Origin of the sequence: Parapedobacter flavus (genome assembly GCF_035818675.1) — a bacterium.
GTDB classification, from domain to species: Bacteria; Bacteroidota; Bacteroidia; order Sphingobacteriales; family Sphingobacteriaceae; genus Parapedobacter; species Parapedobacter flavus.
In genome coordinates, this window is record NZ_JAYKZZ010000007.1 from 1 (window position 1) to 23312 (window position 23312).

Annotated in this window: 21 protein-coding genes; 7 read left to right on the forward strand and 14 right to left on the reverse strand. The window is 55.3% G+C overall.

Features of this window, described 5'->3' with window-relative positions; genetic code table 11:
- Positions 1–177: 177 nt before the first annotated feature.
- The 3 genes from U9S71_RS06795 to U9S71_RS06805 form a co-directional block, all read right to left on the reverse strand.
- A complete protein-coding gene (locus tag U9S71_RS06795) occupies positions 178–828 on the reverse strand; it encodes a hypothetical protein (RefSeq protein ID WP_326326226.1) in 651 nt (216 codons plus the stop codon).
- Positions 829–848: 20 nt separating this feature from the next.
- Positions 849–1556, reverse strand: a complete 708-nt coding sequence (locus U9S71_RS06800; RefSeq protein ID WP_326326228.1) for a hypothetical protein — start codon at positions 1554–1556, stop codon at positions 849–851.
- Between the two features lie 330 nt (positions 1557–1886).
- Positions 1887–5015, reverse strand: a complete 3129-nt coding sequence (locus U9S71_RS06805; RefSeq protein ID WP_326326230.1) for a DNA gyrase/topoisomerase IV subunit A — start codon at positions 5013–5015, stop codon at positions 1887–1889.
- Between the two features lie 395 nt (positions 5016–5410).
- Here U9S71_RS06805 and U9S71_RS06810 point away from each other — a divergent pair, with 395 nt between their 5' ends.
- Genes U9S71_RS06810 through U9S71_RS06820 form a run of 3 tightly spaced genes read left to right on the forward strand, consistent with a single transcriptional unit; the run spans position 5411 to position 6786 of the window.
- Complete coding sequence (locus U9S71_RS06810) at positions 5411–5797, forward strand: hypothetical protein (RefSeq protein WP_326326231.1); 387 nt, start codon at positions 5411–5413, stop codon at positions 5795–5797.
- Positions 5798–5821: 24 nt separating this feature from the next.
- Positions 5822–6301, forward strand: coding sequence for a helix-turn-helix domain-containing protein (locus U9S71_RS06815; protein WP_326326233.1), 480 nt, complete (start codon positions 5822–5824; stop codon positions 6299–6301).
- The gene (locus tag U9S71_RS06820) at positions 6301–6786 is read left to right on the forward strand and encodes a hypothetical protein (protein ID WP_326326235.1); all 486 of its coding nucleotides are present in this window, start codon (positions 6301–6303) and stop codon (positions 6784–6786) included. Before U9S71_RS06815 ends, U9S71_RS06820 begins: the two co-directional genes overlap by 1 nt.
- Before the next feature lie 181 nt (positions 6787–6967).
- Here U9S71_RS06820 and U9S71_RS06825 read toward each other — a convergent pair whose 3' ends face one another.
- From U9S71_RS06825 to U9S71_RS06840, 4 genes are all read right to left on the reverse strand, one after another.
- Complete coding sequence (locus U9S71_RS06825; RefSeq protein ID WP_326326236.1) at positions 6968–10681, reverse strand: 1-acyl-sn-glycerol-3-phosphate acyltransferase; 3714 nt, start codon at positions 10679–10681, stop codon at positions 6968–6970.
- A 62-nt stretch (positions 10682–10743) separates the two neighbouring features.
- The gene (locus tag U9S71_RS06830) at positions 10744–11910 is read right to left on the reverse strand and encodes a DUF2062 domain-containing protein (RefSeq protein WP_326326238.1); all 1167 of its coding nucleotides are present in this window, start codon (positions 11908–11910) and stop codon (positions 10744–10746) included.
- A gap of 13 nt (positions 11911–11923) precedes the next feature.
- Positions 11924–12391, reverse strand: a complete 468-nt coding sequence (locus U9S71_RS06835) for a hypothetical protein (protein ID WP_326326239.1) — start codon at positions 12389–12391, stop codon at positions 11924–11926.
- Between the two features lie 3 nt (positions 12392–12394).
- Complete coding sequence (locus U9S71_RS06840; RefSeq protein WP_326326240.1) at positions 12395–12763, reverse strand: ApeI family dehydratase; 369 nt, start codon at positions 12761–12763, stop codon at positions 12395–12397.
- Positions 12764–12838: 75 nt separating this feature from the next.
- Here U9S71_RS06840 and U9S71_RS06845 point away from each other — a divergent pair, with 75 nt between their 5' ends.
- Positions 12839–13960, forward strand: a complete 1122-nt coding sequence (locus U9S71_RS06845) for a lactonase family protein (RefSeq protein WP_326326242.1) — start codon at positions 12839–12841, stop codon at positions 13958–13960.
- Positions 13961–14150: 190 nt separating this feature from the next.
- Here the strand turns inward: U9S71_RS06845 and mnhG are convergent, their stop codons facing one another.
- The 7 genes from mnhG to U9S71_RS06880 are packed head-to-tail and all read right to left on the reverse strand — an operon-like array spanning position 14151 to position 19886.
- On the reverse strand, positions 14151–14528 hold the full coding sequence (gene mnhG / locus U9S71_RS06850; RefSeq protein ID WP_326326243.1) for a monovalent cation/H(+) antiporter subunit G: 378 nt from the start codon (positions 14526–14528) through the stop codon (positions 14151–14153).
- Positions 14525–14797, reverse strand: coding sequence for a cation:proton antiporter (locus tag U9S71_RS06855; RefSeq protein WP_326326245.1), 273 nt, complete (start codon positions 14795–14797; stop codon positions 14525–14527). Before U9S71_RS06855 ends, mnhG begins: the two co-directional genes overlap by 4 nt.
- Positions 14794–15270: a Na+/H+ antiporter subunit E gene (locus tag U9S71_RS06860; RefSeq protein WP_326326246.1), complete on the reverse strand. Its 477-nt coding sequence runs from the start codon at positions 15268–15270 to the stop codon at positions 14794–14796. Before U9S71_RS06860 ends, U9S71_RS06855 begins: the two co-directional genes overlap by 4 nt.
- 11 nt (positions 15271–15281) lie before the next feature.
- Entirely contained in the window at positions 15282–16805 is a 1524-nt protein-coding gene (locus U9S71_RS06865; protein WP_326326247.1) for a proton-conducting transporter transmembrane domain-containing protein, read from the reverse strand.
- Entirely contained in the window at positions 16802–17158 is a 357-nt protein-coding gene (locus tag U9S71_RS06870) for a Na+/H+ antiporter subunit C (RefSeq protein ID WP_326326248.1), read from the reverse strand. Before U9S71_RS06870 ends, U9S71_RS06865 begins: the two co-directional genes overlap by 4 nt.
- A 3-nt stretch (positions 17159–17161) precedes the next feature.
- Entirely contained in the window at positions 17162–17575 is a 414-nt protein-coding gene (locus U9S71_RS06875) for a Na+/H+ antiporter subunit B (RefSeq protein WP_326326249.1), read from the reverse strand.
- A gap of 1 nt (position 17576) precedes the next feature.
- Positions 17577–19886, reverse strand: coding sequence for a putative monovalent cation/H+ antiporter subunit A (locus U9S71_RS06880; protein WP_326326250.1), 2310 nt, complete (start codon positions 19884–19886; stop codon positions 17577–17579).
- A gap of 155 nt (positions 19887–20041) precedes the next feature.
- On the opposite strand from U9S71_RS06880, the gene U9S71_RS06885 reads away from it, so the two are divergent.
- The 3 genes from U9S71_RS06885 to U9S71_RS06895 all read left to right on the forward strand — a co-directional run bounded on the left by U9S71_RS06885 (position 20042) and on the right by U9S71_RS06895 (position 23288).
- Positions 20042–21001, forward strand: a complete 960-nt coding sequence (locus U9S71_RS06885; protein WP_326326251.1) for a D-2-hydroxyacid dehydrogenase — start codon at positions 20042–20044, stop codon at positions 20999–21001.
- Between the two features lie 3 nt (positions 21002–21004).
- Entirely contained in the window at positions 21005–22138 is a 1134-nt protein-coding gene (locus U9S71_RS06890) for a glycerate kinase (RefSeq protein ID WP_326326253.1), read from the forward strand.
- 67 nt (positions 22139–22205) lie between these two features.
- Entirely contained in the window at positions 22206–23288 is a 1083-nt protein-coding gene (locus U9S71_RS06895; RefSeq protein WP_326326255.1) for a metallophosphoesterase, read from the forward strand.
- Positions 23289–23312 lie beyond the last annotated feature (24 nt).

A 23312-nucleotide genomic window follows, 5' to 3' on the forward strand; every position in this document is an offset into this window, starting at 1 on the left:
CCCCCCCCCCCCCCCCCGCTTAGAACGATGTGTTCATCCATCCAGCGGTCTTCACATCGCCCCAGCCGATATCGAAATAAACGCAGCATGTCCCATTGTATGTTGCCACGATTTATCTGACGTCCTAGAAAAACCATTTTACGCTCCATAATTACGCCCGATATGTCGCTAGCTATATTAGGAAGACATCGGTGCATCGGGCTTGTCCGTATCTGCCGTGACGATGCTGGCCGTCAGCGATGCGCCCGACAGCGTGTTGCCGTCGGCATCTTTAAACTGGGTGCCGGCAGGCAGCGTAATCTGCATGGCCTGCTCCGTCGCGTTATCCAATGGGGTGCTGATCACCAACGTTTGGGCAATGGCATTGTCGGTGAGGGTGGCCGATGGGGTGTATACCGTCACGCCCGCCGGGGCGCTATTGAGGTTTAACAGGCTCACCGCATTGACGCTGGAGAACTGTTGGTCGCCAATGGTAACGGGGATGACCTGCGTGAGGTAGCCATTGCCGCTCAGCTCGATGCGGAACACCACCGGGTTACCGGATGTGGGCTGGTGCTCGGGATGGACGCCAAGGCCCAGCAGGCCATCGTTGAGGCTGAATTGCTTGCGGCCATCGAGGTTGTAGATGTACTCGGCATCACGGCCTGTAATGCGTACGGTAAGATCGGAAAGTGGCGTACCCTCCGTGTCAGATACCTGGAGCATGGTGGTGTATTGCAAAATTTCCGAGCTCACCAGGATGTTGACGTCCTTCAGCGGGTTTTCGCAGCTCTGCGTACCCACAAGGATACCGAGGCAGGCGAGCATATAATAGGTGATTTTCTTCATGGGTTGTGTTTTCAGGAGGTTTACCGAATATGTAGTCTGTAATTGACGCCCAATTGTACCTGCGGCAGTACGCGGTAGCTTTTAATGTTGCGCTCGATGATGGGGGCGTTGGCTTCATTGTCCTCCAGCAACTTGGTGCCTTTCACTCTCACGCTGGGGCTCGATAGGTAGTAGGCGCCCAGGCCTACGTTGAAGCCGAACCGGCTGTCGATGCGCACATCCGTGAGGCCGATGCCGAAATAAGGTGATACCGACTGTTTCCAGTTGACCGTGGTTTTCACCGAACCCACCATGTCTTGGTCGACGAGGATGTCGCCGTAATAGTACGGCTCGCTGAGCCGCGTGTCGATGCCGCCCTCGGCCCGTAGGAGGTAGGACGCGCCGACATTAACCACGAAATGGCGGAGGAAATGGTCGGTTTGGTAAAAGGGCGTCCAACCGAATAGGGCATGGACGTTGTGGAGCCGGGCACGCACCTTCGACTGGGTTTCGTAGTCCCCATAGGTGCCCACGATCTTGGTGCCGAACGGCATGAAGCTTACGCCGGCCTGCACGCCGAACTGGTTGCCCAATGGGTGGTAATACTCCACGCCCACGCCGGTGGTGCCCACCAAAACGCCGAACGATCGGGAAACAGGATTGGTGTATCCTGCGAGGTTGGTGGCTTGCCCATGGGCAAGCAACACACCGAGTAAGCCTACGGCAAAACAGATTGCTTGTTTTCTCATAATTAAGCACTAAGTTGCCGGGGCCGAGCGATGGCGGAACAGCATGCACAGCACAATGCGTAGCACACGGCAATACTAATAATCGAATTGTTGTTTAAGGTTGGTTGAACTGTTCGGATTGGTAGATGCCTAATGGGTTCAAGCCACGAACGGCCTATTTCCTGATGGCGTTCGTATCTTTTACAATAGTTTAAGTGATTACATTCGCTATTTCTTTTTCCTCGAAACCGTTCGGTATCCCACCGTGTCGTTTCGGAAGGCAATTATTAAGTATTTTCGTAAGAAAAAAGAAATTTTCGAATAAAAACGAATAAAATGGTTGAAAAAAAATCAGAATAACCCCATCTGGCCTTTGTCGTCTACCCGGATGTCGTCGGGGTTGGTGATTTCCAAATCCACTTTCGGTCGGGGCTTTGCCTCGGGTTGTTTTTCCTCGGTCTCGGCGGGTTTGCCTCCGGTCTCGGGAGCTTTGCCTCCGGTTTCGGGTAGTTCTGCCTTAGCCGCCGGCTTTTCCTCCGGCTTTGCTTCGGGTTGTTTTACCTCGGTCTCGGCGGGTTTGCCTCCGGTCTCGGTAGCTTTGCCTCCGGTTTCGGGAACTTCTGCCTTAGCCGCCGGCTTTTCCTCCGGCTTTGCTTCGGGTTGTTTTTCCTCGGTCTCGGCGGGTTTGCCTCCGGTCTCGGGAGCTTTGCCTCCGGTTTCGGGTAGTTCTGCCTTAGCCGCCGGCTTTTCCTCCGGCTTTGCTTCGGGTTGTTTGTCCTCGGTCTCGGCGGGTTTGCCTCCGGTCTCGGTAGCTTTGCCTCCGGTTTCGGGAACTTCTGCCTTAACCGCCGGCTTTTCCTCCGGCTTTGCTTCGGGTTGTTTTCCCTCGGTCTCGGTAGCTTTGCCTCCGGTTTCGGCGGATTTGCCTCCGGTTTCGGGTACTTCCGATGCCTCCGCTTCGGCGGTGAGCAGCGTCACTTTCGCTACTTCATGGGAGGTAAGCCGGTTGCCCTGCGCTTTCATGCCTTTTACGTCGACAATGTCAACCAGGTTCTGCTCTACACTTTCGGCCGTGCGCGATTTTCCCTTGCGGATATCTACTTGCACGATGGGCGCTGCGGCATTGGTAATGAGGATCAATTTGGAGCCCGGCTCGTCGTTGATGATCAACGTGCGCTTGCCGATGGGCAGGTCGTCAAACATGAAGCGCTTTACGTAGTATATGCCCGACTTGCCATCGCGGTGCACCACGCTGTATACCCGTTGGGGGTGGTACTGCTCGATGCGGAGCATCTTGTCTTCAAAGTGGTTATTGAGGTCGAAGCTGGTCAGCTCGTAACTGCCGTCGGCCATCACCGTGAGGATCTTGTCGTCGCCGTCGAATTCCCCGAGGTACTGGCCGCGCCCGTCGGCATTGAGCCGCTTGAGTACATCATCGAACCACACTTTGCGCCCAGCTAAGGTGGATACGCCCTTGCTTTTCAACGTGATTTTTTTGAGGGGATATTTGGTCACGATATTGCCCTGCGAACTCCGGCCCTTGATGGCCACCTCGGCAAAATCGATGTCGAATTGCAGTTTGCGGAGTTTCGACTGGGCCTTGAGCTGTATACCCACTACTTCAGCTTCGCCATTGGGGTTAGCCGTAAAATACTGTATGCGCGATCCTTTCTCGCCTTTGGTGAGGTCGTATTCCTTATCGCGCGTAACGCCCATCACCGAAAAGCGTTTTACATAAGAGGTGCCTGTTTTGCCATCGCGGTAAATGAGGTTGTACACCGTGCGGTCGTCGCCCTTTTTGAACACGGCCACGTGGATGACATCTTTGCCCACAAACACCTTGTCTTGCACTTTGGTCACCAGGAATTTGCCGTCGCTGCGGAAGACGATGACGTCGTCGAGGTCGGAGCAGTCGCCCACATATTCATCCTTGCGCAGGCCGGTGCCCACAAATCCATCCACCCGGTTTACGTACAGCTTTACGTTGGCCAGGGCCACCTGTGCGGCTTCGACCCGGTCGAACGCCCGCAGCTCGGTTTTCCGTTCGCGCCCTTTGCTGTATTGTTTTTTGAGGCGCTCGAACCACGCGATGGCATAGTCCGTGAGGTGCCGGAGGTGGTGGCGTACCTTTTTGATTTCTTCGTCTAGCGCGGCCATCTGCTCATCAGCCTTTTTTACGTCAAAGCGGGTGATGCTGCTCATGGGCTTATCGATCAGCTTGCGGTAGTCCTCGGGCAGTATTTCGCGGTAAAACTGGTCGAAAAATGGGGTGAACAGGTTGGTGAGCACCTGCACCACCGTGTCAAAGTCGCCCGAATTTTCGTAGTCGGTGTGCTTGTACATCCCTTCCTGGATGAAAATCTTGAGCAGGCTGCTGAAGAATATTTTCTCCTGCAGCTCTTTGAGGCGGATTTCGAGTTCCTGCTTGAGGAGGGCTTTTGTCTGTTTCGTATTGGCGATGAGGATGTCGTTCACGCTCATGAAGTACGGCTTATCGCCCTTGATCACACACGTGTTGGGCGATATGGATACTTCGCAGGAAGTGAACGCATATAGGGCATCGATGGTCATATCGGGCGAGATGCCCGGTGCGAGGTGCACCATCACTTCCACATGCTGCGCCGTGTTATCCTCGATTTTCTTGATTTTGATTTTGCCTTTATCGTTGGCGGTAACGATGCTGTCGATGAGCCCGCCGGTGGTGGTTCCGTAGGGGATCTCGGTGATGGCGAGTGTTTTTTTGTCGCGCTCTTCGATTTTGGCGCGCACGCGGATTTTGCCACCACGCTGGCCTTCGTTGTAGGCCGAGCAATCGGCATGGCCGCCGGTGGGGAAGTCGGGCAGCAGGTTGGGCCGACCGCCTTGCAGTACCTCGATGGAGCCATCGATGAGCTCGATGAAGTTGTGGGGCATGATCTTGGTGGCCAGTCCCACGGCAATCCCTTCGGCCCCTTGGGCCAGCAGGAGCGGGAACTTAACGGGCAGGGTAACCGGTTCGCGGTTACGGCCGTCGTAGCTGAGTTGCCACTCGGTGGTATCGGGATTGAACACCACATCGTTGGCGAATTTGGAGAGCCGCCCCTCAATGTACCGCGGTGCGGCGGCCGAGTCGCCCGTGATGGGGTCGCCCCAGTTGCCCTGGCGGTCGATGAGCAGGTCTTTCTGCCCGATCTGCACCATGGCATCGCCGATGGATGCATCACCGTGCGGGTGGTACTTCATGGTGTTACCGATCACGTTGGCGGCTTTGTTGAACCGGCCATCGTCCATCTCCTTCAACGAATGCAGGATGCGCCGCTGTACGGGCTTGAAGCCGTCATTGATGTGGGGCACAGCCCGGTCGAGGATGACATAGGAGGCGTAGTCCAGGAACCAGTTTTCGTAAAGCCCCGATAGGGGGATGGTTTGGCTGCCGCCGAGTTGATCTGTCGTATCATTGTCCCCGCTATCGCCGGGTACGGGGTTCGTTTCGTCGCTCATGAAATCGTGTCGCTGTTATCTCCGTTAATCGCGACCCAAACTTAGTCAAAGTTGGTTTTTTTCGCAAGTCTCATTTTTTAACGGGTGCAAGACAGATTACCTTCGGTGGGCACTTCGTGGTTTTCCGTTGCTTGTTTGTTTTTTTACTAAAAATATTATCTAAATATCGATCGAATTACTTATATTTGAAAATCAATTCTGTGTAATAAATTAATTATCAACCCCGCGCAAATATTGTTTGTTTCAATATTAGCATTATATTTGCGCTTAACTTATATGTTAAGTTGTTTGTCCGGTTAGTCAGATTAAGAAGGTTATCCTTTAGGAAAGTCTACTATTATACGGCGCATATAGAAGGTGCTGATCATATCGAGTTTCAGGATTTTCTGATTCGTATGGGCGATAATGTCGAGTATAGCGAACAACTCGGTAAGATATTACAATATATCAAAGAAATAGGAGATAAGTATGGTGCACGTAAGGAGCATTTTAAACATGAGCGGAGTGCAGATGCGCTACCGCCACCATACTACATTCAACCAGGCAAACCAAATAGATATGGTTTACGTTTATATTGTATAAGGCTTAGCAATGGAATCGTCGTCCTGTTGAACGGCGATTTGAAGACGGAGAATAACCCAGAAGGCTGCCCCAATTGCCGCCGGCATTTCCGTTTTGCCAATGCGCTGGCTCGCAAACTTGATGAAGCAATCCGTACTAAGGATATTATTTTAAATGGAAAAGAACTCGGAATGGGAGACGATTTCGACGTGGAATTGTAAAAACAACAAAGACCAACGGAATAAATGAAACGACCAGAAGTAATAAACGATTTACCCCTGTTTGACGAAATTCTTGCCAATACCAGTCAGGAATCCAAGCTTTATGTAACCCGCTCGCTCGCTATTGCCAATCAGATTATTACGGTTTTGGAGGAGAAAGGCATGAAGCAAAAAGACCTTGCTTTATTACTTGGAAAGAAGGAGGCAGAAGTGAGCCGTTGGTTAGCAGGATTTCATAATTTTACCATCAAGTCTATAACAAAGATTGAATCTGCCCTGGGCCAACAACTTATTTTCACCGAATCAGAAATCCGAGCAGGACGGACATCACCGGCTGCGATAGCCTTGCATTCCGGCGTGGGTGCGCAGGAAGTCGATATCCAAACATTAATCAGGAACAAATACCATACAACAGAAGGCTTCTGGGTGTTCCATCCTGTAAAAAAGGAGGAAGATGAAATCACTTATAGCCAGCCTCAACACAAACGCAAAATAGTAGCCTAATGATAGCCAAGCGATCACCGTTAGATTTAGCCGAGTTTGCTTTGCTTAGCCAGCAGTACAAGTTTACGCCACTTGATGATGGAGTAAATGTAATGGCTTTGATGGACGGATACGAAATTGATATCGATTTTTCCATCAGTACCCGTGACGATATCCAATTCCAATTGTATGTATCTATTGGCATTAATAAAAAAGGCGTATTGCCCGGATATACCATTTCGTTAGAAGGTGTGGGATTCTTTGATTTCGCAAACGCCGGCGACATTTCAAAGAAGGAAAAGGGAGAATTTTTGCAATTTTCCGGCATCAGCATCTGTATCAACCAATTGCGCGGCATTATTATTTCACTTACATCCAACGGGCCATTAGGCAAGTACCTCCTGCCTTCTATTGATGTAAATGATTTGCTGGCCGAAAAGCTGAAGACAATATCGAAAGGTGGCGCGAAATCACCCAATGCGTCGAAGACATCCCCAAAAAAATAATGGTACCGGATCCATATTCGAGAAGACATCTTGAACCAATCTCGTCGAACTTCCGACCGATAAAATAACTCACCCAAATATTCGTGTCAAGGATGATTCTTGTCGACATCTTGATACCGTTCTTTCCTCACAGCCGTACTTTCCGCTACAATTTCCGAGAAAGCTATCTTGTTCTTTTTAACTATTCACCACCGCCCGATTTCCAGTATACCGCACACCCGGCTGCCTCCAGCTTCAGTGCATACCCCCGCGTCCCTAATAACGCAGGCGCATCCGCAGGAGCATCTTCCAGCACTACCCATGTCGGAAGGTGCTGAACCGCTTGCCAGTCGATGTTGGCACCAGGGGATACGATCAGCACATCATACCTTGCAAATGCAGGCATGTCGGCAACAAACCGGAGCGCATAACGGTTTACCGTAAATGTATGTTGCGCGGCAGCTACCCGCTCCGCATCACGGTCCCAGCCCGTTACCTGCCGCAGGGCACTGTCATACACCAACAGGAAATCCAATACGCCATAGCCACAGCCCAGGTGTAAGAACGTGCCCTTGAGCGGCAACAACCGCAACAACCGGTGGTAGCTGTCTTTGCACTGGTGGAAAACGGCCTTCACCTCCCGTTGGATGGCTTTCGGCTTGTACACGTAGTTGAGCAGAAGTTTTTTCCTGAAGTAGTCTGCCGACTCCCGCTCATTGCGCAGCGCCCGGAATTCCTGCCTGAAATACGCGGAAATCTTCTTGGTCCGCTCGGCATAGCCGGTACCGAAGGCGGTATCGCTGGGTTTGATCCGCGGCAGGAACTGCATCGTAATCGGCCCCGGCTTGAGCATGTTGTCGTTCTTCGGCAGTGAATGGGCGTTGCCGTGGATCAGTACGGGTTGGATGTCGACCTGCAACTGCTCGGCCAGGTAGAACGCACCCTTGTGGAAACGCTGGATGGCCGTGGTGCGCGACCGTGTGCCTTCGGGGAATACGATGACCGAATAGCCCTGGTCGATTTTCGTGCGCAGCTTCTCGATGTCTTCGGGCTGGTTCCCCGATGCGGGATGGGCACCCACCATGCGCATGGCACGGCCGAAGAAAGGGGAGTTCAGCTGGCGGTCGTTCATCATGAACACCTGCCTGGAATGCAACAGGCCCATGGTGGGCGTATCCAGGATGGAAGTGTGGTTGGCAATGATGATGGCGGGCGACCGGTGCGTGGCGTCGTCGCGGCCGATGACTTCCATACGGATGCCGGGCGTGCGGTACATCAGGTTGTGGAAAAACAGCTGCAGCACCCGGTGGAACGCCCTGAATTTTTTCTTCTTGCTGAGGGGAACAATGGGGATGAGCAGGCGCCCCAAGATGCTGACAGCCATGCCGCCCAGAAAGAAATAACCGAAGGTAAAACACGTGAGGACGAAGTTGACCAGCCGCCATGGGGTGTTGCCATTGGCTTGCGGCCCGCTGATGAACAAGCGGAAAAGATAGGGCTGTATGGAAAACGACATGAGCACCACCACCAACAGCCCGATCAGGGGGATGATGGAGATGGAACGGATAGCGGGGTGCTTGGCGAAGACCAGGATGCCAAAACAGAGGATGGTGGCCAGGGCCGACATGACGACACCCGATTTGTAGGCGGGCATGTCCGCGCGTCCGTAGGTGTATTGTTCGAGCAGGCCCTTGGTGACAAAGATGGAATAGTCGACCCCCAGTCCGAAGATCAGCGTGGTGATGATGATGTTGAAGGCATTGAAGTCGACTCCCAGCAGCCCCATGAGGCCGAGCGTAACCAGCCACCCGAGGAAAATGGGAATGTTGGTAACCAGCGTGAGCTCCAGGCTACCGAAAAAGAGGAAGGTAACCACGAATACGGCGATGGAGGCAATGAAAAAGAGGGTGTTGAAGTCCGCCTCGAGGTTGCCCAACAGCGTTTCCTGCACGTGTTTGCGGTCGATCGCCAGGATGCCGCGCTGTTCGTCGGTAAAGGACTGGGTGAGCTGCGGCGCCCGCTCATCGGTCACCTTCACCACGGTGGTCACCGTGGTGAGTTGTGGCCCGTGGCTCATGAATTCGGCCAGAAAGAGGGTGTCGAGCAGCTGCCGGTCGGCTTCGTCCAGCGGTTCGAACGGCCGTTCCAGGGTTTCGAAAAAGGGCTGGAACAGGTTGTCGTTGAAGCCCGCACGGGCACCTTCGCTCAGGAGCTGCTGCCGGAGGTGCGCTTTTTTGCCGGGCGACCAGAACCGGTTCCACCGCTCGATCTTTTCCTGTTGCTGGTCCGGGGCGGCGGCCATGCCGCCGACCGACTGGAAGCCGAGGATAGCGCCGTCGTCTTCGAGCTGCTCCAGTTGCCGGAAGAGATCTGCATTGCGTGCCAGGACCTCTTCCGGGGTGCTGCCGTAGGCCACCAGGTAAATCGACTTGGCCGCATACTGCGTCAGCGAGTCGAGCCGTTGCTCTGCCCGCTTGAGGGATTCGGGCTGGTAGTTCAACGCCGCCAGATCGTCGTTGAAGCCCACCCGCTGGAAGGTGAACAGGCTCACGAGCGTGAGCAACGCGCCGATACCGAGTATCCACTTGTTGCGACTGAAGTCGTACTGTGCGATGGCATCGATGAAGGTGTTCTGCCGGAGCGTAACCTCGTGCCGCGGCGAATATACCTGCGGGATGAATACCAGCGAGAAAAGTGCGGCCCCCAGCACGCTCACGGCGGCGAAGATGCCAAGATCTTTCAGCACGTCGGAGTGGAGGAACAGCAGGCACAGGAAATCGACGGCCGTAAAGATGGCACACATCAGCAACGGTTTGGTGGTGCTTTCAAACAGCCGCTTCACGTCGCCGGTACCGCGGTAGTGGGTGAGGATGTGCAGGGAATAGTCGAGCGTAAGGCCGAGTAGTACCGAGCCGATGCCGATGGAGATGGCCGATATGGTGCCTTTGAGCCAATAGAGCACTACCATACCCAGCAGGCTGCCGAAGGCGGCGGGAAGGATGATGATGAGCGGGATGGTGGCCCGCCGATAGAAATAGATGAATAGCGCGACCAGGGCAATGAGGGCGATGGACAGCGTATTGCGGATATCTTGTTTGATCTGCTGGGCATTGGCCACCGCCATGGCGGTGGCACCGAAGTATTCGGCGGTGGCACGGCCTGCGAACGTGGTGTTCAGCCGGGCGATGGTCTCGTCGAGGATGCGGATAAACTCGGTGTTCCGGGCCGTTTCGCTGGCGCCGGCGGTGGTGGTGATGAAGGCGAGTAGGTGGTTGCCGCCGTCGGCGATGAGGTAACCATCGTCGAGCGCAATGCCTTCGCCCGATTGCAGGCGCTGCAACTTGCGGAGCCCCAGGAAGGTGAGTCCCAGCGGGTCTCGCCGGAGCATGGGGGCGGTAACGAAGCTTTGCGGGGCGGTGATGGCTTGGTAGGTGCGGTCCACGATGGCCGCTACCGAGTCGGGCCGTAGCAGCGAATCGATGCGCTGGTAGTCGCTTTCATCGAGGAAGAGCGGCAGGTTGTTAGCCACCACGGCCATAAGGTCGGTGAGCTGGTCGTCTTCGAGCCGCACCTGCAGCCGCTCGATGTAGGGAGCGGCGGCGTGCCCGATGGCCGTGGCAAAGCTATCGGCATAGGCCTTCAATGCCGCAATATCGCCCGTATCGGACGCAGCGATGTTGATCACGGTTTTATCGGCAAAATTGGCCGACCGCAGTACGGCACTGATGGTTGCACTGCCCTCGCTGGTGGGGATGAGCTTCGTGATGTCTTCTTCAAACCGGATGCGGCTGGCCCAGTAGGCCAATAGCACAAACAGCAACGGTACGGTGATATGGAACACGGTGCGGTGCTCCTTTAGGTAGCGGTATATAGAATAAAAAAACGAAGCCAACGTGCGTATCTTGTATTTTGGCAAAGGTAGCAGATTTCCGGCAACCGCACGCGCTCACATGCTCACAACTTCACAACCTCACAACCTCACAACCTGCGCCACGTCAGCAGAAAATAACTCCCCGTTCCCAATACGGCCGCACTGGCCGTAGCGAGCACCAAACTTCCCAATACATACTCCTGGAGATGCTGCTGGATGAACGGCCGGTAGGTGTCGATATCCTGCCAATGGAACCCATCAACGGCGGGCGTACCGAGCAGGGCGATGCCGATTTGCAGGCATGCATAGATGATGAATGGGATGAGCGGCGGAAGGCTCACGTTGGAAAACGCAAACGCGATGAGCTTGTTGAGCCTTAGCACTACGGCCAGGAACAACACGAGCACTGTGTGGAACCCCCAGAAGGGCGACAACCCCACCCATACGCCGAGCGCGACAGACGAGGCCTTCTTAAGGGGCGAATCGGCACTATGCAGCAGGTCTTCCAGAAAAAAACGGCGGAACCCTTTCTCGCGGAAGGTGCGCAGGTAGTTGCGTGGCCGGATGTAAAACAGGGTCACCAGCACCAGCCACGTGTTGAGGATGCTGATGCGGGTAAAATCGCGGAAGGGCCGGAAGTGGGATACCCGTTCGGCAGGATCATACAACACCCGGATGGGCACATTGTGGACCGGGACGCCGCGCCAGGCGGCTTTGACGATGACCTCTACTTCAAACTCGAATTTGGTGGTATAGAAGCGGATGCTCTGCAATTCCCTGAGCGGGTACAGCCGGAAGCCCGACTGCGTGTCGGACAGTGTGATGCCGGTTTCAAACCGGAACCAGAAGTTGGAAAACCGGTTGCCGAAGCTGCTCTTGCCGGGGATACCTTCGCGCTCCATGTTACGGTCGCCAATCAGCAGGGCCATGCCATCGGCTTCGATGGCGCGTACGAATATGGGGATGTCGTCGGGGAAATGCTGGCCGTCCGAGTCAATGGTAACGGCGTAGTCGAAACCGCGGGCGATCGCCTCACGGAAGCCGCTGCGCAGGGCGTTGCCTTTCCCTTTGTTGTGTGGCAGGTGGACGATGTGGATGCCGGGATATCCCGTAAGGATCGTTGCGGTGGTATCGGTAGACCCGTCGTTAACGACGATGATTTGCGTGGTGTGCCGAAGGACGCCGTCAATCACCCGCGCCAGCGTTTTCGCGTTGTTGTAGGTGGGAATGATGACACAACCGTTGATGGAAGTGAGTGCCTCGTTACTGGTCATTCAGGTTCATTGTTCAGTCGGTTGAAAACGAATCGAAATAGCCATTTATCATGGCTTTCAAGCCGGCATCGTCCACCGAAGGCAGTGCCTGCTCGATGAATTGGCGGTCGGATTCAATGTTGCTGTTGTATTTCAGGAACTTGGGCAGGTGTTCCTGTACACTGAGCCGGATGAGCCGGATCTCGGCGTTCTCCGGTGCATCGGCAACAGCCTGCTCGATCCAGGGCACCGCCTCTTTCACTTTCGGCCCCCGTGCGGTGAGCTTCTCGTATCGGGCCAGCAGCATGAGTCCGGCCCCTTTGTACGCCACCAGCACCGGTTGGTCATCTTTTGTCACCTCGGCCAATGGCTCGTAAAACGCCTGGGCCTTTTCTTCCGATTGGGTCGCATCGCGGTAAAGCAGTCGCAGCGTATCGAGGTCTTGTGCAGAAACCACAACAGCGTAAGTAACCAGTACAAGGAGCGCAAATAGCTTCTTCATAGCCTAAATTTTTTGGAAAACACCGCTGAACTTCAAGGCAGTGGTGTCTTCAAACGATGTGGTGCTCTTCACGGTGAGCTGCCCATCTTCTTCTTCAACATCCAATTCGACCTGAATGTTTGGATGTTCCTGCGGATTGATGATGGCCATGAACTTGACGTTCCGGGCCTTTTTCAGCATCAGCGGGGCTGCCGCCCACTTTTCGGCCAGTTCCTTGATGATTTGCATCATGCACACACCGGGCGTAACCGGGTTGCCGGGGAAATGGCCCTGGAACACCGCATGGCTGCCATTGAGGGAAATCGATGCCGATACCTTGGATCCGTCTGCGGTGAATGCGTCGAGCGCGTAAAAATCGTGTAACAGCGACATAAAGAGCAAAAGTAAAAAAGAACGGGAATATAAACGGATTTTTGTTAATATTGACCGATTTACGATAACACGCGTATGAAACTGCTGACAATTTGCTCACTTTTAATGATATCCCCGCTGATGATCCTTGCCCAACACATTCACTTACTTGCTGGTACGTACACCCAAAACGGTAAAAGCGAAGGTATCTATGTATATGATTTTGACCTTGAAACCGGCGAAGCGACGCAGGTGAGCAGTATGGCGGCCGAAAACCCGTCGTTTTTGGCGCTGAGTGCCAACGGTACGCATGTGTATGCCGTTAACGAGAACGGCGACGGGAAAGGGGCGGTGAGTGCGTATGCCTACGACGACGAGACCGGTACGCTGACGTTCCTGAACCGGCAGCTGACGCAGGGCGACCATCCGTGCCACCTGACGACCGATAGGGCGGGGACCCATGTCATTGCGTCTAATTATTCGGGGGGTAGCATCAGCGTGTTCCCCATTGGCCCATCGGGCAGCTTGGGCGGCATGGTGCAGCAGATTCACCATGAGGGGAGCGGCCCCGACCTCAAGCGGCAGCTGGCTCCGCACGTACATTCTGCTTTTTTCAATCCAGACGAAACGCAGCTGTTTGTGCAGGACCTCGGCACGGATAAGGTGAACATCTACGATTTCCGGCCGGAGGAAGCCAGCGAGCCGCTGATTGCCGCGGCGCCGCCTTTCATCGCCACCACGCCCGGCGGTGGCCCGCGCCACGTTACGTTCTCGGCCGATGGGCAATTCATCTACCTGGTGGAGGAGATGGCGGCCACGGTGGTGGTTTACCAGAAACAGGGCGACGATTGGGAAGCGATCCAGGAGGAGCCGATAAACGAGGCTGGTTTTGCCGGTGCCGATGGTGCGGCAGACATCAAGCTATCGCCCGACGGCCAGTTCTTGTATGCGTCTAACCGCGGTGATGCCAATACGTTGGCGATTTACAGCGTAGACACCGCATCGGGGAAATTGACGAAGGTGGCCAACCAGTTGGTGCTGGGCCAGGGCCCACGCAATTTTACGCTATCGCCCGATGGTGAGTACCTGCTGGTGGCGAATCAAAATACCGATGAGGTGGTGATTTTTGAACGGGATGGGACTACCGGGCTGCTTTCGGATACCGGTAAGCGGATAAAGGTGGGATCACCGGTTTGTTTGGTTTTTGTGAGTTTGTGAGCATTTTATTGTGAGCAGGTTAGTTTTTTGTGAGCATTTTATTGTGAGCAAGTGAGCATTTTATTGTGAGTTTGTGAGCATGTAATTACCCCTCACAGGTTCACAATCTCACAGTCTCACAAGTTCACAGTCTCACAAGTTCACAATCTCACAAGTTCACAATCTCACAGAGTCTCACAACCTCACAGATTCACAAAACCTCATCCTTCGTCTCCCCACCTTCAAGCTCATGCGTCTCTTCATCATACTTCCCAGCGAGATCATCTTGCACCGTCCCTTCCCATTGCCCCGTCTTAATTAAATACGCCGTACGCGCAATGAGATGAGCGGCCACCGGCGCCGTGAGCACCAGGAAAAAGATAATGGCCAGCGCCTTCGTGGTAACGGACACCTCGTCCGGAAAATAAAATGCAGCACTGAGCAGCAACAGTCCACCACCCAATGTAGCCGCCTTCACGGTAACGGACAACCGCAGGTAGAAATCGGGCATCCGTAAAATGCCAACTGCCGCGATGAGAATGGCCACTGCCCCGATGGTACAAAGCAAGCCGATGAGGATATCGATCATTTACGCCCCCTTTTTTCAATGTAATAGGAAAATGCGATGGTGCCCAAAAAGGCGATGAGGGCCAGGATCATGGCCACATCGATCAGCGTGGACTTGCCGGTGCTGATGCTGTAAACGGTGATGACACTGATGCCGATGGTGATGAGTAGATCCAGCGCGATGACGCGGTCTACGATGTCGGGACCTTTAAACAGCCGGATGAATACCAGCAGCAGCGATACCGCCAGTATCGGTAAAATCACATAATCGATGTAGGTGTCTAATGTCATCGGATAATCTCCAGTAATCGCCGCTCAACGCGTTCCTTAATCTGTTCGATAAAATCTTCCTTACTCTTCATGTACATCGCATGGATATAGATGGCCTTCCGGTCTTTACTCACGTCGATCACCAAGGTGCCGGGCGTTAGCGCGATCATGGTAGACAGCATGTTGATTTCGAAATCGCTCTTGGCTTCCATGGGGTACTTGACGATGCCGGGCCGCATGAAGAACTTGGGTGTTACCACGTCGTACGCCACCTGGATGTTGGCTTTCACCATTTCGTAAAGGAAGTACAAGATAAACCCGATGATTTTGGGTACCCGGTTGAAGTACCGCCGATCGCTTTCGTTGCGGTTCATGAGCCACAGCAGGAAGAAGCCGACGGCAAAACCGAACAGGAAATTCGAGTAATACAATACCCCTGTCAGAGCGACCCAGGTAAAGGCGAGTAACAGGTTCATCAAAAAATGTTTAACCATAGCTGTACCGTTTACCGTGATTCCTCCGTTCCCAAAACTGCCTCGATGTAAGGCGTGGTGTCTTTCATTTCGCCGGCGATATGCTTGGCCACCGCCGTGATGTTTTCGGCGCCCAGTCCGATGTATAGCGTGATGCCGGCCAGAAATATAATCGGCCCCATGAGCAGCGATTTCCGGAAGGTGCTCAACGGCTGGAAATCGTCGGTATGTACCGCCTCGCCTTCCGCCGTGGGCTGGTCTTTCCAGAATACCTTGGCCCACATGGCCGAGATCACATATAACGTAGCAAAGCTACCGATAATGATGGCCGCTATCAATGCATACTGGTTATCCATAAACCCGGCTTCGAATAAATGGATTTTCGGCCAGAAGCCCGACAGTGGGGGGATGCCCACCAACGAGAACAGCACGAGGGCCATGACCAGCGACAAGAGCGGGTACTGGGCGTATAAGCCGCCGAGCCTGTCCATGTTCATCGTGCCGCGGAGTTTACGGATAAGGCCGGCGATGAGGAACATGTTGGTTTTGACCATGATGTCGTGGAACAGGTAGAACAATGCGCCCGTGAGGGCAACTTCCGAATACATGCCCAAGCCGCCCACCATGAATCCGATGTGGCAAACGATGAGGTAGGAAAACATCCGGCGGATGTTGTTTTTGATGACGGCGCCGAAGGTACCGGTAAGGATGGTAAAGATGGCGATGCCGATGAGCAGCGTGCGCGTGAACTCATCGGGGATGAAGATGAGCGTAAACATCCGGAACAGCGCATAGATACCCACTTTGGTCAGCAAGCCGCCGAAGATGGCGGCGACGGCCGATGGCGGGGTGTGGTACGATGAGGGCAACCAGAAATACAGCGGGAATACCGCCGATTTGATGCCGAAGCCGGTGATGAAGAAAATGGCGGTAATGTCTACGAGGGCCTGGTTTTCCAGTGCGGCCACCTTGAGCGACAGGTCGGCCATGTTGAGTGTGCCCGTGATGCCGTACAGGATAGCGATGCCGGTAAGAAAAAACGTCGAGGCCAGGATATTCATGGCCATGTACTTCACCGATCCCTCGATCTGCGCTTTGCGGCCGCCGAGGGTCATGAGCACGAACGATGCGATGATGATGACCTCAAACCACACGTAGAGGTTGAAGATATCGCCCGTAAGGAACGCACCGTTCAGTCCCATCAGCAGGAAATGGAAGATGGGGAAGTAGCCGTAGATGATGCGGCCACGCGCGATGCCGGTAGCGGAGAAGACGGACACGGCGAGCCCCGAGAAGGAGGTGAGGAGCACCAGGCTGCTGCTGAACACATCGGCGACGAACGTGATGCCGAAGGGCGAGTCCCAGCCTGCGGCCTGCATGGTGAGGATGTCGCCTTGCCACACGGTGGTAAACAGCCGGATGGCCACCAACATGCCAACGGCGCTGCCGGCGATGCTGATGATGCGGTGGGCAATGGTTTTGCGCCAGAAAAACAGCAGCAGGATGGCCGTGAACAGGTGGACAACAACTGGAAAAACGATGGTGTTATCAATCATATATCTTCTTCTTCCGGTGTGTTCAAATCATCAAGGTCGTCCGAATTGACCAGCACGTACACCCGTTTGAGCAAAACGATGGCGAACGACTGAATGCCGAAACCAATCACAATGGCCGTTAAAATCAAAGCTTGTGGCACGGGGTCGGCATATATATCGGTGAATAACTTCGCTGCACCATCAATAACCGGCGGCTTGCCTTTGGTGATGCCACCCAGTAGGAAAATGAGCAGGTTGGCACCGTTGCCCAATAGGGTGATGCCCACGAGCAGCTTCACCATGCTGCGCCGGAGGAGCATGAACATGCCGGCGGCGTACAGTACAGCGATCAAGATGATGAATACGATCTCCATGGGTTACTCGCTATATTGGGCAATGGTGAATAAGATGGTGAGGACCACGCCGATGACCACGAGGTAAACCCCGAGGTCGAAAAACAGGGCCGAGCCGATCATGCCGATAACGGGGAATGGCTCGTTGAACCATAGGCCGGTCATTACGGGCTCGCCGCCGAGCATCGGCGCGATCATGCTGAGTGCCGCCAGCCCCAGCCCCAGCGGGATAAACGCATTCGGGTGGGTGCGAAGCAGCTTGAGGGTGGCGGCATTGCCGTGGGTGAAGCTGTGGAGCACAAAGGCAATGGCCGCAATGAGCCCGCCCACAAAGCCACCGCCCGGGTGGTAGTGCCCCCGCAGTAAGATGAATATCGAGAAAAGCAGCAGAATGGGCAGCAGGTAACTCGATGCCGTTTTTAAGATGGAACTGTTCATATCATTCTTTCTCCGATGCTTTAAGTCGTAATTTCAATAAACTGACCACGCCGATGGCGGCAATGCTCAATACCACGATCTCAAACATGGTGTCGAGCCCCCGGAAATCGACGAGAATCACGTTGACCACGTTTTTTCCTTTCGCCAGCGTGTAGGCATTGTCGCCGTAGAATTTGCTGACCTCCTGGTCAACGGGTTGGTTCAGCACCTGTATGGCGATCAGCGCGATCATCAGTCCGAAGGACGACGCTACCAGCCCATCGCGTAATCGTATCCCGCTATTGGCAAAATTGAGGAACGGCGGTAGTCGGAACAAGACCAGTACAAACAATACCACGGTAAGGGTATCGATACTGAATTGGGTCATGGCGAGGTCGGGTGCGCTGTAAAAAACAAACAGCAGGCACACGCAGTAGCCGAGTACACTGGTAGCAACCACCACGGTGAGGCGCGACGAGGCGGTGACCGTGATGTATACCGCCGCGATGAGGATGACCGCTACCACCACTTCGTAGAGGCTTACGGGCGAAAGCTCGTCGAGGGTAAGGTGGATCGGTCCGCCCAGCACCAGCCTTACGGCGAATAAGATGACGGCGGTTACGATAATGCGCAACAGGTATACCCGTAGGTAGCCGTTGTGTAGGGTGCGGGTATACCGGATGGCTATTTTACGGGCGAACCGAGCCAGCTGGCCGATCACGTGCTTGGGTGCTAATGTCTGGTAGCGTTCGATGTGGGCCAGGCTGGTCGCCGATGGCTGCCGGACGAAATACAGCACCGTGCCGCACACGAGGGTGATGCCGCTCAACAGCAATACCAGGTTGAAGCCGTGCCAGAGTTTCAGTGGCGACTCGATGGCCGATTGGTGCATGGCCTGCGCGGCAGGGTTGAGCAGCGCGGCGTCGGCCAGCCAGGGGGCGCAGCCGAAGACGACACCGAGGATACCCAGCAGCAGCGGCGCACCCCATAGGAGGGCGTGGGGCAGGTGCACGTGGTGGTACCGCTCGGGGAGGGTGCCCGTGAACGGCTTGATGCCGGCAAGAAAACCTGCGCACAGCAGCAGCACATTGGTGCTTACCGCCAGGGCGGTAAGCACCAGGGTTAGGATGCCGGTAGTGTGCAGGGTCGCCTCATAGATAAGGTCTTTGCCAATAAAGCCGAAGGTGAGCGGGATGCCGGCGCTGGATAGGGCGGCAAGGGTGCCGGCGATGGCCAGTGGCATCAGCACCTTGCGCAGGCCCGATAGCTGCGTGATGTCGCGCGTGCCCGTCTCGTGGTCGATAACGCCGGCGGTCAGGAAAAGCGCTGCCTTATAGAGCGCATGCACCAGGATAAAAACCGATGCCGCCAGGAGCGACTCGGCAGTGCCGATGCCGATGAGGAAAACCAGCATGCCCAGGGCCGCGACGGTAGAATATGCTAAAATTGACTTGAGATCTGTACGGAAGATGGAATGGAAGGCGCTGTAGAGCATGGTGATGCCACCGATGGCGACGAGCGGGTACATCCATAAGTCGGTGCCGCCCAATACCGGCTGCAGCCGGGCGAGGAGATACACGCCTGCTTTGACCATGGTGGCCGAATGCAGGTAGGCCGACACCGGCGTGGGTGCTTTCATGGCGCCGGGGAGCCAGAAGTGGAACGGGAACTGGGCCGATTTGGTGAAGGCGCCGGCGAATACCAGCAGTAGGATCAATCCATAAAGGGCGTGGCTTTTCAGGTATTCGCTGGTGCCCAACATCTCTTGGATGGAGTAGCTGCCCGACAGGTGGCCCATCAGGATCAATCCCGCCATGAGGAGGAACCCACCACCGCCGGTAACGCCCAACGCAATCAGCGAGCTTTTGCGCGAGGCGGCGTTGTCGTTGTTGAACCCGATAAGGAAAAACGAGCTGATGCTGGTGAGCTCCCAGAAGATGAAGAGCAGCAGCACGTTGTCTGATAGCACCACGCCCAGCATAGCGGCCATGAAGAGGCTGAGGTAGGCATAGAACCGATCGAGGTACTTGTGGCCCTTGAGGTACGGCGCGGCGTAGAGAAAGACCAGCGACCCGATGCCGGTAATCAACAGGCTGAACAACAGGGAGAGGCCATCCAGGTGGAAGTCGAAATTGACGCCCAGCGACGGCACCCACGGGTGATGGAAATGGACGGTTTGGCCCGCTTGGATCGTGGGGATGAAACTCGCAAAATAGGCGAATAAACCGATGGGCAATACCGACGCCAATATGGCTAGCTTGCCCTTGAGGTATTTACCAAACGGAATATATAAAATGGAAACAAGCAGGCCTGCAAGTACAGCTATCAGCATCAATCAACATCGTTTTAATCCTCGTTGTACGAGGGTACTAAAATATATAAATTTATACAAGAGGGCCGTATTAAATTTCAAATAATAGGATTTGTTGCAGGTTCTTCTTAATATTGGGTGTTTTCAAGATACATCATGAACACAAACGACGACAGATGAAGATAACGATATTGGATGGGTACCCATTGAATCCGGGCGACCTGGACTGGGCATATTTGGAGCAATACGGAGACCTGACCATACACGAGCGTACCGCTGCGGCGGAGGTGGTCGAGCGGGCATCGGGCGCATCGGCCGTACTGACGAACAAGGTGCCGCTGGGTGCCGATGTGCTGCGCCAGCTGCCCGACCTGAAGTATATCGGCGTGCTGGCCACAGGGTATAACATCATCGACACGGCCTATGCCAAAGAACACGGCATTGTGGTTACCAATGTGCCGGGGTATAGCACCTCGTCGGTGGCGCAATTGACGTTTGCCCTCCTGTTGGAGCTCTGCCACCACGTGCAGCGGCATAGCGACCGGGTGAAGGAAGGCAAATGGGCGCAGTCGCCCGACTTCAGCTTTTGGGACTACCCCCTGATGGAGCTGGCGGGAAAGACCATCGGCATTGTTGGCTTCGGCGACATCGGTAAACAGGTGGCGGATATTGCCACGGCATTCGGTATGCAGGTGGTGGCCCAAAGCCGTACGGAGACCGACCAGTCGCACCGGAGCAATTTCCGATGGGTGGGATTGGACGAACTCCTGGAGCAGGCCGACGTGGTGAGCCTGCACTGCCCGCTGACACCACAAACCCAGGGGTTGATAAACGCGGATACCTTGTCCAGGATGAAAACGAGCGCCTTCCTGCTGAACACTTCGCGGGGGCCGCTGGTGGAAGAGGAAAGTCTGGCGGCGGCCCTGAATGCCGGTAAGCTGGCCGGTGCGGGGGTGGACGTACTGGGGGTGGAACCCCCGAAAGCCGATAACCCGTTGTTTGCGGCGAAAAACTGTTTGGTAACGCCGCATATTGCCTGGGCGACGAAAGAGGCCCGGGCCCGCTTGATGGGTACTGTCGACGAGAACCTGAAGGCCTATTTGGCCGGCCGGCCCATCAACGTGGTTAATCCCTAGGCGATGCATATCCTGATTGCTCCGAACGCGTTTAAGCACGCCGTAGACGCGGCCACGGCGGCGGAAGCCATCCAGCGTGGCCTGCAAGACAGCCGACTGCCCTGCACCAGCGAATGTTTTCCCATTGGCGACGGCGGCAACGGCACCTGCCGGTTGATCATCGACCGCCTGAAGGGTGAGCTGGTGGCCCTGCCCGTATTGGATCCGCTGGGACGGCCCGTAACGGCTGCGTTCGGCGTGGTCAACGGTGGGAAGACGGCCGTTATCGAGATGGCCGATGCTACGGGGTTACATCTGCTGGAACCGGCGGAGCTGGATCCGCTGCATGCCCAATCGTACGGTACTGGCCAGCTGATCCGTGCGGCCCTGGACCATGGTGCAGGGGAAATTATCGTCGGCATGGGTGGGTCGGCAACGGTGGATGGGGGCAGCGGGATGCTCCGGGCCCTGGGGGCGCGGTTTCTCGACGGTGCGGGGGAGGAGATTACGGACCTGCCGTTTGGGCTGGAGGCGCTGCACACCATTGACCTATCCGGCTTGGACCGGCGGCTGCAAGAGGTGCCGGTAACCGTACTCTGTGACGTGGCGAACCCCCTGTTGGGACCCCATGGCGCGGCCCATGTATTCGGTCCGCAGAAAGGGGCATCCACCGCGCAGGTGAAGCAGTTGGATAAGCTGCTGGCCCGCTATGCTGCCGTGATACGCGACACCACGGGGGAAGATGTTTCGGCGCGCCGTGCCGGTGGCGTGGCTGGTGGGGCCAGCGCCGGACTGGCAGGCCTATTGGGGGCAACGCTGGTCGACGGCATTGATTACTTCCTCGACTTGACCCGGTTTGATGCGGCCTTGTCGAAGAGCCACCTGGTGATTACCGGTGAAGGGAGCATCGATAGCCAGACCTTGCAGGGCAAAGGGCCGTACGGTGTGGCCAGTCGCGCCAAACGGATGGGCCTGCCGGTCATTGGCTTGGCGGGCCATATCCCGACTACAGTGGGCGACGACCTTGCGGCCTATTTCGATACGTTGGTGGCCATTGGCAACGGGCCGTCGTCGCTGGAGGCGGCGCTGGCCGCCACCGCCGATAACCTGACCCGGACGGCAACGCAATTGGGGAACTTGCTGGCCGTTTCGCCGTGAATTTTTATGTTTGCCGGAAATCCATTAACATTGCTCATTCATTAACATTGCTAATTAAGATACTGAAATGAAGAAAAACCGATTGTCGCTATTGATGATTTGCCTGGCGTGCGTTTTCGCCGTGGGCAGCGTTGCGCAGGAAACGCCCTATGAAGCACCCAAGCTGACTAACCCCGATTCGTGGTCGCTCGTGTTGATGCCCGACCCGCAAAGCTATGTGAAGTTTGAACGCAACCAAGGGGTGCTCGAACTGATGACCGGATGGATCAGTGAGCAGATCGAGCCGCTGAATATCGGGATGGTGCTCTGCACGGGAGACTTAGTGGAACACAACGACTGGCTGAACCCGAACGGTACACAAGCCAACCAAGCAGGCAAGGAGCAATGGACGGCGGTAGCGGGGGCTTTTGACCGGCTGGATGGCAAAGTGCCGTATGTGGCGGCAACCGGCAACCACGACTATGGCGTGAAAAGCATCGAGTATCGCCGCACCAATTATAACCAGTACTTTCCGGTGGACAAGAATCCGCAATCGCAAAAGCTGCTGCGCGACGTGGGGATAGACAACGACGGATACCCGTCGCTCACGAATGCGACCTATGAATTTACGTCGCCCCATGGCCGGCAGTTCCTCGTGATGGTGCTGGAGTTTGCTCCGCGCGACACGGTGCTGAAATGGGCGCTCAAAACCGTCAACCAGGAACGGTATGCCAACCATACGGTGATTTTGCTCACCCACTCGTATCTCAACTCGGCGAGCGAGCACATTGTGAAAGAGGGCTATCCGATTACCGATGGCAACTATGGTGCTGCGGTATGGGAAAAACTGGTGAAACCTTCGAAAAACATCCAGTTGGTTTTCAGTGGCCATATCGGCAAGCCCGACGATATATTGGGGCACATCGGTTTCCGCACGGATACCAACGCCGGCGGCAAAAAGGTACAGCAGATGGTGTTCAATGCCCAGGCATTGGGCGGTGGCTGGCACGGCAACGGCGGTGATGGCTGGCTGCGTTACCTGGAATTCCTGCCGGATGGCAAGACGGTGAAGGTGAAGACATTCTCGCCCTTGTTTGCCATATCGCCCGCCACGCGGCACCTGGCTTGGCGTACGGCCGACTATGATGCATTTTCGTTTACGCTGGACTAAGCGTATTGGGATGTGGATGATGCC

Bases quoted from the DNA above. Each gene is read 5' to 3' on its own strand.
- U9S71_RS06795 (WP_326326226.1), bottom strand. From the start codon at position 828: ATGAAGAAAATCACCTATTATATGCTCGCCTGCCTCGGTATCCTTGTG.
- U9S71_RS06800 (WP_326326228.1), bottom strand. From the start codon at position 1,556: ATGAGAAAACAAGCAATCTGTTTTGCCGTAGGCTTACTCGGTGTGTTG.
- U9S71_RS06805 (WP_326326230.1), bottom strand. From the start codon at position 5,015: ATGAGCGACGAAACGAACCCCGTACCCGGCGATAGCGGGGACAATGAT.
- U9S71_RS06810 (WP_326326231.1), top strand. From the start codon at position 5,411: ATGGGCGATAATGTCGAGTATAGCGAACAACTCGGTAAGATATTACAA.
- U9S71_RS06815 (WP_326326233.1), top strand. From the start codon at position 5,822: ATGAAACGACCAGAAGTAATAAACGATTTACCCCTGTTTGACGAAATT.
- U9S71_RS06820 (WP_326326235.1), top strand. From the start codon at position 6,301: ATGATAGCCAAGCGATCACCGTTAGATTTAGCCGAGTTTGCTTTGCTT.
- U9S71_RS06830 (WP_326326238.1), bottom strand. From the start codon at position 11,910: ATGACCAGTAACGAGGCACTCACTTCCATCAACGGTTGTGTCATCATT.
- U9S71_RS06835 (WP_326326239.1), bottom strand. From the start codon at position 12,391: ATGAAGAAGCTATTTGCGCTCCTTGTACTGGTTACTTACGCTGTTGTG.
- U9S71_RS06840 (WP_326326240.1), bottom strand. From the start codon at position 12,763: ATGTCGCTGTTACACGATTTTTACGCGCTCGACGCATTCACCGCAGAC.
- U9S71_RS06845 (WP_326326242.1), top strand. From the start codon at position 12,839: ATGAAACTGCTGACAATTTGCTCACTTTTAATGATATCCCCGCTGATG.
- mnhG (WP_326326243.1), bottom strand. From the start codon at position 14,528: ATGATCGATATCCTCATCGGCTTGCTTTGTACCATCGGGGCAGTGGCC.
- U9S71_RS06855 (WP_326326245.1), bottom strand. From the start codon at position 14,797: ATGACATTAGACACCTACATCGATTATGTGATTTTACCGATACTGGCG.
- U9S71_RS06860 (WP_326326246.1), bottom strand. From the start codon at position 15,270: ATGGTTAAACATTTTTTGATGAACCTGTTACTCGCCTTTACCTGGGTC.
- U9S71_RS06865 (WP_326326247.1), bottom strand. From the start codon at position 16,805: ATGATTGATAACACCATCGTTTTTCCAGTTGTTGTCCACCTGTTCACG.
- U9S71_RS06870 (WP_326326248.1), bottom strand. From the start codon at position 17,158: ATGGAGATCGTATTCATCATCTTGATCGCTGTACTGTACGCCGCCGGC.
- U9S71_RS06875 (WP_326326249.1), bottom strand. From the start codon at position 17,575: ATGAACAGTTCCATCTTAAAAACGGCATCGAGTTACCTGCTGCCCATT.
- U9S71_RS06880 (WP_326326250.1), bottom strand. From the start codon at position 19,886: ATGCTGATAGCTGTACTTGCAGGCCTGCTTGTTTCCATTTTATATATT.
- U9S71_RS06885 (WP_326326251.1), top strand. From the start codon at position 20,042: ATGAAGATAACGATATTGGATGGGTACCCATTGAATCCGGGCGACCTG.
- U9S71_RS06890 (WP_326326253.1), top strand. From the start codon at position 21,005: ATGCATATCCTGATTGCTCCGAACGCGTTTAAGCACGCCGTAGACGCG.
- U9S71_RS06895 (WP_326326255.1), top strand. From the start codon at position 22,206: ATGAAGAAAAACCGATTGTCGCTATTGATGATTTGCCTGGCGTGCGTT.